General features: G+C 54.6%; 2 rRNA genes (1 of these 2 cut by a window edge). Both read left to right on the top strand.

Going from position 1 to position 2,500, the window contains the following annotated elements:
• Positions 1–2,249: ribosomal RNA gene (locus C7435_RS16875) — 23S ribosomal RNA — on the top strand (it extends 544 nt beyond the left edge of the window).
• Between the two features lie 98 nt (positions 2,250–2,347).
• A 5S ribosomal RNA gene (gene rrf, locus C7435_RS16870) occupies positions 2,348–2,462 on the top strand.
• Positions 2,463–2,500 lie beyond the last annotated feature (38 nt).

Raw genomic sequence — 2,500 nt, 5'->3', positions numbered from 1 at the left:
GACCCTGAAACTGGACGCCTACAAGCAGTCGGAGGGCGCAAGCCTGACGGCGTACCTTTTGTATAATGGGTCAGCGACTTCGTCTCTCGAGCAAGCTTAAGCCGATAGGTGTAGGCGTAGCGAAAGCGAGTCTTAATAGGGCGACTGAGTTCGAGGGATGAGACCCGAAGCCGGGTGATCTAGCCATGAGCAGGTTGAAGGTGAGGTAACACTCACTGGAGGACCGAACCCACGTCTGTTGAAAAAGACGGGGATGACTTGTGGCTAGGGGTGAAAGGCCAATCAAACCCGGAAATAGCTGGTTCTCCGCGAAATCTATTTAGGTAGAGCGTCTCGTGAATACCCATGGGGGTAGAGCACTGGATGGGCTAGGGGGTCCCAACGACTTACCAAACCTAACCAAACTCCGAATACCATGGAGTACTGCGAGGCAGACACACTGCGGGTGCTAAGGTCCGTAGTGAAGAGGGAAACAGCCCTGACCGCCAGCTAAGGTCCCTAAGTTATCACTAAGTGGGAAACGATGTGGGAGTGCTTAGACAACCAGGAGGTTGGCTTAGAAGCAGCCATCCTTTAAAGAAAGCGTAACAGCTCACTGGTCAAGCGCTCCTGCGCGGAAAATGTAACGGGGCTTAAGTGATACACCGAAGCTGCGGATTCGATCTTTGATCGAGTGGTAGCGGAGCGTTCCGTAGGCCGATGAAGGCAGACCCGCGAGGGCTGCTGGAGGTATCGGAAGTGAGAATGCTGACATGAGTAGCGACAAAGAGGGTGAGAGACCCTCTCGCCGAAAGTCCAAGGGTTCCTGCGCAATGCTAATCAGCGCAGGGTTAGTCGGCCCCTAAGGCGAGGCAGAAATGCGTAGTCGATGGGAAGCAGGTTAATATTCCTGCACCAGTGGGTAGTGACGGATCTCGTGTGTCGTCAGTCCTTATCGGATTGAACTGGCGGCGAAGAGGTCCCTGGAAATAGCTCCCACATGAGACCGTACCCCAAACCGACACAGGTGGACTGGTAGAGCATACCAAGGCGCTTGAGAGAACTATGCTGAAGGAACTCGGCAAATTGCTCCCGTAAGTTCGCGAGAAGGGAGCCTCTGCATTGGGCAACCAGTGTGGAGGGGCACAGACCAGGGGGTGGCGACTGTTTACTAAAAACACAGGGCTCTGCGAAGTCGCAAGACGACGTATAGGGTCTGACGCCTGCCCGGTGCCGGAAGGTTAAAAGGAGGAGTGAGAGCTCCGAATTGAAGCCCCGGTAAACGGCGGCCGTAACTATAACGGTCCTAAGGTAGCGAAATTCCTTGTCGGGTAAGTTCCGACCTGCACGAATGGCGTAACGACTTCCCCGCTGTCTCCAGCATAGACTCAGCGAAATTGAATTCTCCGTGAAGATGCGGAGTTCCCGCGGTCAGACGGAAAGACCCCGTGCACCTTTACTACAGCTTGACAGTGGTATTAGCGATTATTTGTGTAGGATAGGCGGGAGTCTATGAAACCAAGGCGCCAGCTTTGGTGGAGACATCCTTGAAATACCGCCCTGATAATTGTTGATATCTAACCGCGGCCCATGAACCTGGGTCCGGGACCCTGTCTGGTGGGTAGTTTGACTGGGGCGGTCGCCTCCCAAAGAGTAACGGAGGCGCGCGATGGTGGGCTCAGAGCGGTCGGAAATCGCTCGTTGAGTGCAATGGCATAAGCCCGCCTGACTGTGAGACTGACAGGTCGAGCAGAGTCGAAAGACGGCCATAGTGATCCGGTGGTCCCGCATGGAAGGGCCATCGCTCAACGGATAAAAGGTACGCCGGGGATAACAGGCTGATGATGCCCAAGAGTCCATATCGACGGCATTGTTTGGCACCTCGATGTCGGCTCATCGCATCCTGGGGCTGGAGCAGGTCCCAAGGGTTTGGCTGTTCGCCAATTAAAGCGGTACGTGAGCTGGGTTTAGAACGTCGTGAGACAGTTCGGTCCCTATCTGCCGTGGGTGTCGGAAAATTGAGAGGAGCTGCCCCTAGTACGAGAGGACCGGGGTGGACGTATCTCTGGTGGACCTGTTGTTGCGCCAGCAGCATAGCAGGGTAGCTATATACGGAAGGGATAACCGCTGAATGCATCTAAGCGGGAAGCCCCCCTCAAAACCAGTTTTCCCTTGAGAGTCGTGGAAGACCACCACGTTGATAGGCCAGATGTGGAAGCGTGGCGACACGTGAAGCTGACTGGTACTAATTACTCGATTGTCTTGATCTTGAAGATGCTCATGTCCGGCGAACGCTTCGTCGAACAAAAGCAACACCTCGAAAATACAGATCAGAATGTCTCTTCAATCCTTGGATCTATCGCGCTGACCGGGTGGTTATTGCAGGGGGACCACACCCGTTCCCATCCCGAACACGGCCGTTAAGACCCCTAGCGCCGATGGTACTGCGTCTTAAGGCGTGGGAGAGTAGGTCGCTGCCCGGTCTGCACGATAGATCCAATATCCTCCACAAATATCAAAA

The sequence above is a fragment of the Maricaulis maris genome (genome assembly GCF_003634045.1).
In the GTDB taxonomy this organism is placed as follows: domain Bacteria; phylum Pseudomonadota; class Alphaproteobacteria; order Caulobacterales; family Maricaulaceae; genus Maricaulis; species Maricaulis maris.
This window is presented reverse-complemented; position numbering and strand designations above follow the sequence as displayed.